The 6,751-nt window shown below is 34.2% G+C and carries 6 protein-coding genes and 1 tRNA gene; 2 read left to right on the top strand and 5 right to left on the bottom strand.

Going from position 1 to position 6,751, the window contains the following annotated elements:
- Positions 1–30 precede the first annotated feature (30 nt).
- Positions 31–2,136: a ferrous iron transport protein B gene (feoB, locus tag DES36_RS01395; RefSeq protein ID WP_113919432.1), complete on the top strand. Its 2,106-nt coding sequence runs from the start codon at positions 31–33 to the stop codon at positions 2,134–2,136.
- A 472-nt stretch (positions 2,137–2,608) separates the two neighbouring features.
- On the opposite strand, the gene DES36_RS01400 is transcribed toward feoB, so the two are convergent.
- The 5 genes from DES36_RS01400 to DES36_RS01425 form a co-directional block, all read right to left on the bottom strand.
- A tRNA-Arg gene (locus DES36_RS01400) sits at positions 2,609–2,685 on the bottom strand.
- A 215-nt stretch (positions 2,686–2,900) separates the two neighbouring features.
- On the bottom strand, positions 2,901–3,863 hold the full coding sequence (locus DES36_RS01405; protein WP_207657411.1) for a M15 family metallopeptidase: 963 nt from the start codon (positions 3,861–3,863) through the stop codon (positions 2,901–2,903).
- A 299-nt stretch (positions 3,864–4,162) separates the two neighbouring features.
- Positions 4,163–4,732: a manganese catalase family protein gene (locus DES36_RS01410; RefSeq protein WP_113919433.1), complete on the bottom strand. Its 570-nt coding sequence runs from the start codon at positions 4,730–4,732 to the stop codon at positions 4,163–4,165.
- Complete coding sequence (locus tag DES36_RS14690) at positions 4,719–5,393, bottom strand: spore coat protein CotJB (protein ID WP_170128129.1); 675 nt, start codon at positions 5,391–5,393, stop codon at positions 4,719–4,721. Before DES36_RS14690 ends, DES36_RS01410 begins: the two co-directional genes overlap by 14 nt.
- Positions 5,390–5,575, bottom strand: coding sequence for a spore coat associated protein CotJA (locus DES36_RS01425; RefSeq protein WP_170128130.1), 186 nt, complete (start codon positions 5,573–5,575; stop codon positions 5,390–5,392). Before DES36_RS01425 ends, DES36_RS14690 begins: the two co-directional genes overlap by 4 nt.
- 199 nt (positions 5,576–5,774) lie before the next feature.
- On the opposite strand from DES36_RS01425, the gene safA reads away from it, so the two are divergent.
- Positions 5,775–6,410 (top strand): SafA/ExsA family spore coat assembly protein, encoded by a 636-nt coding sequence (gene safA, locus DES36_RS01430; protein WP_113919436.1) that lies wholly within the window; start codon positions 5,775–5,777, stop codon positions 6,408–6,410.
- The last annotated feature ends 341 nt before the right edge of the window (positions 6,411–6,751 follow it).

A 6,751-nucleotide genomic window follows, 5' to 3' on the forward strand; every position in this document is an offset into this window, starting at 1 on the left:
CCTGTTTTATAACGAAAGGATGTGTTTCTATTGGGTTTAACGTATCAATCTTCAAAGAGGGAAGCCTTTGTAGATTTGTTTGATATTCAAAAAGAAGATGGAGAATACGCTATTGCCCTTGCTGGTAATCCAAACACTGGCAAAAGTACAGTATTTAATGCTCTAACAGGTCTACATCAACATACAGGCAATTGGCCTGGAAAAACTGTTGTGAATGCTAGAGGTAATTTCAATTACAAAGGTCAAGACTATATCTTAGTTGATTTACCTGGGACTTACTCTCTTTTTGCTTCATCTGAAGAAGAAATTGTGGCTAGAGATTATATCTGCTTTGGTAATCCAGATGCAGTAATTGTGGTTGCCGACGCAACTTGCCTTGAACGAAACTTAAATCTATTATTACAAGTAATGGAGTTAAGCGATAAAGTTGTACTATGTATAAATTTAATAGACGAAGCTAAGAAAAAAGGAATTCACATTGATGTAGAGGCGCTAAAAAAAGAACTTTCTATACCAATTGTGCTAACTTCTGCAAGAGAAGGTATAGGCTTAGATCAATTACAAAAAGAAATCTCTTCTTTAGTTCGTACTTCAGTACAAAGCTCTAATAAAAAAACATATTATTCTGATGACATAGAAGAAAAAGTTGAACAAATCGAAAGTCAACTAGAGGTTTTACCTTTAAACAAAAGGTGGCTTTCTTTGAGGATATTAGATAGCGATTTATTCTTTATTGAATCTCTAAAAGAGTATATTCCAGAAGAATCTTACGAAAACATAGAGGCTATTTGGAAATCTATTCATATAGATAAAGGTGCCACAAGAGAGTTCATAAATAATCATAATTTCAAATATATTGAGTTTCTTGTGGATAAATATGTAAAGAGTTCTAAAAACATCCACGAAAGAGACATGAAAATAGATAATATTATTACCTCAAAAAAATATGGAATACCTATAATGATTCTATGTTTAGGTATTGTATTTTGGATTACTATTGTAGGGTCAAACTATCCCTCTCAGGCGTTATCTAAAATACTATTTGGTTTTCAAGATCATTTAAGTGCTTTTTTAATTTCCATTAATGTTTCATCATGGTTAAGAAATTTACTTCTTGATGGAGTTTACAAGACGACTGCCTGGGTAGTTTCTGTTATGCTTCCCCCAATGGCTATCTTCTTTCCATTGTTTACAATACTAGAAGATTTAGGTTTTTTACCGCGAGTAGCTTTTAATTTAGATCATCTATTTAAAAAAGCCTCTGCCCATGGAAAACAATGTCTTACTATGTGTATGGGTTTTGGATGTAATGCTGCTGGGGTAATTGGTTGCCGAATTATTGAGTCTCCAAGAGAGAGAGTCATCGCCATTATTACCAACAACTTTGTACCATGTAATGGACGATTTCCTACGCTTATTGCTATTTCGGTTATGTTTTTCACTCTTTCTTCTGGAGAGGGCATAATAAATAGCCTAATTACTACTTTATCGCTTACAGCCATAATACTATTAGGTATCATAATAACTCTTTTAGTATCTTATGGTTTGTCAAAAACCTTATTAAAAGGAGTACCATCTACCTTTACTTTAGAACTTCCGCCTTATCGAATCCCTAAAATTGGGCGAGTATTATATTCTTCCCTAATTGATAGAACGATTTTTGTGTTAAAGCGAGCTCTATTAGTAGCGATACCTACAGGAGCAGCCATCTGGATTTTAGCTAATATAAGCATTGGAAATGTACCTATTCTGCAAATTCTTTCAGGTATTTTAGATCCTCTTGGTCAGCTTATTGGATTAGATGGAGTTATACTTTTAGCTTTTATCCTAGGCATGCCTGCTAATGAAATCGTCTTGCCTATTATACTTATGGCGTATTTGAATGCTGGATCTCTTATGGATTATGAGAGTCTATCTTCTTTAAGAGATATATTCCTCGCTAATAATTGGACCTTATTAACAGCCTTAAACACCATGCTCTTCAGCTTACTTCACTGGCCCTGCTCTAGCACGCTATGGACGATTAAAAAAGAAACTGGTAGCCTAAAATGGACCGTACTAGCGTTTATGATCCCTACTGTGATTGCGTTTGGAGTGTGTTTTATTACGGCTAGTGTTTATCGTTTGTTGTTTTAGTACGAAACGATAATGGAATGATTGTTGAACAGTTGTTGAGCGCTAGTTAAACCTTAGTTGAACAATTGCCTTTGCTCGCCTTTAGGCGAGCTTTTCCGCTTTCGGCTTTTATGTAGATAAATAGAATTATATTTAAACGTTAGGATGAATCTAAGAGAAGAGCTTACTAGAAAATGAAAAATAGACATATAATATTTCAACGTTCATTTCTATTATGAAGTGGCACGAAAATGGCACGATTTTTACGAATGTAATCTTTATCTTATTGTGGTATTTCGTAAGAGTAGATAATAGTTTTAATAAGATTTTATGAGCTATAAGGTAAAAGACTTTTTAGTGAAAAATGAAAAAATGAACACTGAACATTGAACAATACAAGTATGCGACATTTAACTATTATTGTCGTATACTGCTCATTATTCATCGTTCATCGTTCACTGTTCACTTTTCATTGCGACATTAGTCGCATACTTGGCGCACCCGAGTGGATTCGAACCACCGGCACACAGTTTAGGAAACTGTTGCTCTATCCTACTGAGCTACGGGCGCGTATTTTATAACATATAGTATCTTAACACAAACACCTCATTTCTTCAAGAAAGAAATTTTTGGAGATGTAAAATTAAAAGTACATAAAATGGTATTTAATGTAGCATATACCAAAAATAGCACACTTCTATTGAATAAAATATGGGCAAAGAATAATCAGCCGGTCAATCCATGACCGTTGATTTTACCACCTTACCACCTTACCACCTTACCACCTAGTAGGCTTTTTCAAAGTACTCTTCCATCGTCAAACCGCTTTTATAAATCTTAGTCGCTAGTTCTACTCCTACATATCGAATATGCCAGGGTTCGTATGCGTAGCCTACGATTTCCTCTTTGTCTTTTGGATATCTAATAATAAAACCGTATTTATGAGCGTTTTCTTTTACCCATATGCTCTCAGGTAGTTCACCAAAATCTTCAGAAAGTTGAAAATTTACACCTTCACTAGTAATGTCCATAGCTAACCCTGTCTGATGCTCACTAGTGCCAGGTTTGGCGCTATATTTGTCGGCATAAGTTTGTCCTTTGGATGTCACAACATTTCTATATAATATGTCCTGAGTGTTATAAGAACGGTATCCTGATCGGGCTATAAGGGTAAATCCTTCTTTTTTTGCTCCCTCAAACAATTCATGCAAACGGTCTGCTGGAATTTTTCTCATTTGATTCACTTCAGGATTCTCTAATTGAGTAGGTACATTTACTTTTACTAGATCCTTTGGTACGTAATCAGAAGACAAAAATCTTTTTTTATTGACTACTACATCATAATCAGACTCATTGAGGATTCTGTTGTTTTCGTCAACAGTTGTCCCTAATGGTTTTAACACAGTGTAATCTAGATTTGTACTGAGTTCTTTGAACTTTACTTTTATCTCTAGTTCCATGCCACTAAGCGCGTCATTGTTTACAGTTATAGATCCATCCTCGTTAATTATAGCAAGATCTTTGTTATTTACTTCTAGTATAACCTTATCTACCTGAGTTACTTGATCCTTTCCCTTTTCACTTATTGACAACTCGATCTTGTAACCAGGCTCTACAAACATACCTTCTACATTGCTATTCACTTCCCATTTAGATGTAGTTGCTGTTTCTCCACTAGTTACAGTGCCTTTATCTGTACATCCTGCTAGTAGTAAGAGTAAAATGGTAATTATCAGTATTTTCTTCATCAGATTATCCCCCATATTTGATAGATATATTTTAGCATATACCTTCCTTCAAATTTCGACCAAATTGTAAACATTTGTGAAGCAATTCAAGTTGGTTAAATATGCGACTTACGTCGCAGTGAACGATGAATATGGAACAATGAATGATTTTCCACTTTCTACTTTCCACGTTCCACCTTTAAGGTTTTCCCGTCCAACGAATCAACCAATCCCCCAACTTTCCGATTTCCAACTTATAGAGTTCCGCATTCCGCTAAAAAAATGGGGTTGCCAGGTAACAGCCCCATTTTTTAAAAAATCTATTTTGCGCTTTTTCCCATACATTCGTTAATAATTCTTAAGGTTTCTCCAAATCTTTGGAAGTGTACAATTTCTCTTTCTCTTAAATATTTGAGTACATTCTTTACATGAGGATCATCCGTCATCTTTAATAGATGTTCATATGTGATCCTAGCTTTTTGCTCTGCTGCCATATCTTCATACATATCTACTACTGGGTCACCTTTTGTCTGAATATAAGTTACAGTATGAGGATTACCTGCAGCATTTACATAAAATGGGTTGAACCCATGATCTATATAATATGCGTCGAAACCTGCATCTATTAATTCTTGCTTTGTTGCCCCTTCTATTAATTTACTATATAGTGTTGCCACAATTTCAAGATGAGCTAGTTCCTCTGTGCCTATATCCGTCAATACTGCCTTACCTAGATTTATTGGCATTGCATATCTTTGAGTCAAGTATCTCAAAGATGCACTTAATTCGCCATCAGCACCACCGTATTGTTCTAATACATTTTTCGCCATTCTTACGTCTTTACCACTTACTTTGACTGGAATTTGAGTTTTCTTTTCATATATCCACATTTATTTTACCCTCCTTAGAGAACCGAATATCCCATGGCCATGGTTCGTTCACGTATTTTGCATAATCTCCATGATGTGAGAACAAATTCATAGGTCCATGTTTTTCTTCGTAAGCCATAGTCATTTCATGTAATTCACTTGCAAGCCTTTGCCTAGTAGTAAGAGCCCTGGTATCATTTGGATGTGTATCTAGATACAAAGCTATATCGTAAATGGCAAATTGATATTGCATAATTCTTACTAATGCAGGGTCTGCTTGAGGTTTATTTCTGTTTGGCATGGTGTAAGGTGGACAAGTCGTTGGGCTCTCAATAGGTTTTAATATAGGGTTCTCTATAGGTTTTTGTATTGGTTTTTCAATTGGTTTTTGTATTGGTTTTTGTATTGGCTTTTCAATTGGTTTCTCTATTGGCTTTTGTATTGGCTTTTCAATTGGTTTTTGTATTGGCTTTTCAATTGGTTTTTGTATTGGCTTTTCAATTGGTTTTTGTATTGGTTTTTGTATTGGCTTTTCAATTGGTTTCTCTATTGGCTTTTGTATTGGCCTCTCTATTGGCTTATTAATTGGATTTTCGATTGGCTTCTCTATTGGTCTTTCAATTGGATTAGGCGTTGGTCTATTCGGAAGATTTGGAAATCTATCATCAAAGCGTTCTATCATAATGATTCACCTTCCTCGTATTGGCTGAATAGAGATGGAAAAACTGTTCCCATTTCCATTGCTTCTCTTGGTTCTACTATATCGAAATCCATCTGATATGGTACATATGCATTCCCATATTGTGGGTTTGTTGGCATAAATGGCACTATAGGCATAAATTCTTGATCCTTAATTTCAGCCATTAATATCATTTCCTCCTTTATTTGAAATCTACTATATCTTATTCTTAATTCATTTATGTGTGAAAAAATAAATTCTAATTTTTTTCCATTTTTATGAAGAATTTCATTATTTTATAACTTATTAGAAATCGTAGAAGGTCACATAATAAGACAGAAAGAATATATAATTTTTTTTAATAATATGAACTGGAGGATGTACATGAAAAAAATTATTTTTACCTTGTTATTCGTTTTATTGTTTATGCCTGTGGTAGGAGCTCAGCCTACAGGTGACTATGATACTTATATGACTCAAAGTGGAGATACTCTGTGGATTATCTCTTTAAAATATGGCGTAAATTTATCGGAAGTCATCGCTGCCAATCCTCAATTAGAAGATCCAGATATGATTTATCCTGGAGACAAAATCAATGTACCTTTATATGAAAAAAAATACGAGAAAAAAGAAGGACAATCTGTAGAAAAACAGGTCATCGAGCTTACAAATCAAGAAAGAGCTAAAAATGGACTTGCTCCTTTAGCGTACAATGGGGAACTATGTAATGTAGCCAGAGCAAAATCTCAGGATATGATTGACAATAATTATTTCGATCATAATTCTCCTACTTATGGTTCTCCCTTTGACATGATGAAATCTTTTAATATTGATTACAGTGCCGCAGGAGAAAACATTGCAAAAGGTCAAAGAAGTGCTCAAGAAGTAGTCACAGGTTGGATGAATTCAGAGGGTCACAGAAAAAATATCTTAAATTCAAATTACAATCAAATTGGTGTAGGTTGTGTTAATGATTCAAACGGCACTCTATATTGGACACAAATGCTTATTAGACAATAGTATTTACTTATTTAAAAAGTCATTGGCTGTAATAGTTCTTTGCAGTTAATGACTTTGTTTTACGTTGGACAGGAAAATATAATAGCCGAAAGCTGAATGTAGAAAGGGGAACTTTTTAAATGGTTCGACAATTTTAGCGATAGTTAAACAATTGTAATTTACAATTTCCTAACTATTGATCAAGACTCGTAACGAAGTTGTAACAACTTTTCTGTCTTAAGTTTTTTAGAATCTTTTAATTATAACCTCAAACTTCGCACATAAATAATTGAATACAAGTATTGGAATTCCGGGTTTACAGGTATAAAAATAGCATGAAAACACCAGATTTGTTATAATTG

Origin of the sequence: Alkalibaculum bacchi, from assembly GCF_003317055.1 — a bacterium.
Classification (GTDB): domain Bacteria; phylum Bacillota; class Clostridia; order Eubacteriales; family Alkalibacteraceae; genus Alkalibaculum; species Alkalibaculum bacchi.